The sequence below is a fragment of the Virgibacillus sp. M23 genome (genome assembly GCF_034190895.1).
In the GTDB taxonomy this organism is placed as follows: Bacteria; Bacillota; Bacilli; order Bacillales; family Amphibacillaceae; genus Virgibacillus; species Virgibacillus salarius.
In genome coordinates this window covers 1-389 of sequence record NZ_JAWDHA010000375.1, presented here as the reverse complement: position 1 = coordinate 389, position 389 = coordinate 1, and the positions used below count along the sequence as shown (strand labels likewise).

At 41.9% G+C, this 389-nt stretch carries 1 pseudogene; it reads left to right on the top strand.

What is annotated here, in order from left to right:
* Positions 1 to 201: 201 nt before the first annotated feature.
* Positions 202 to 375: pseudogene (locus tag RVS70_RS23080) on the top strand (GntR family transcriptional regulator); the annotation flags it as partial.
* Between the last annotated feature and the right edge of the window lie 14 nt (positions 376 to 389).

Below are 389 nucleotides of genomic sequence, written 5' to 3'. Positions count from 1 at the left end.
TTCTGGCGGAGGTATCGTGTCCTATTGACGAAAAAACACGCCGGTTTTTCAGTTGTCAGTAGTCCGTCGACCGTCGTTCAGCAAACATATCGTACCTCAAATTCTGGGATCTGACAAGGCAGTTTGTTGCTTCCCATTACCATCTGTTATATGATTTTGATGAAGAAAAGCCCTTGAATATATTCAAAAGAGGTATTATATATGGACGATTTTAAATTAGATAAGCCGACTCCCTACTACCTGCAATTTTATAACCAGCTGAAAAAAATGATCTTTAACGGGACTTTTAAGCCTGGGGAACGGATAAACGAAACACAGCTGGCCAAAAGCTTTGGCGTCAGCCGCTCTCCGATAAGGGAAGCCATGCGATTGCTTTAGAAAGATGGTTT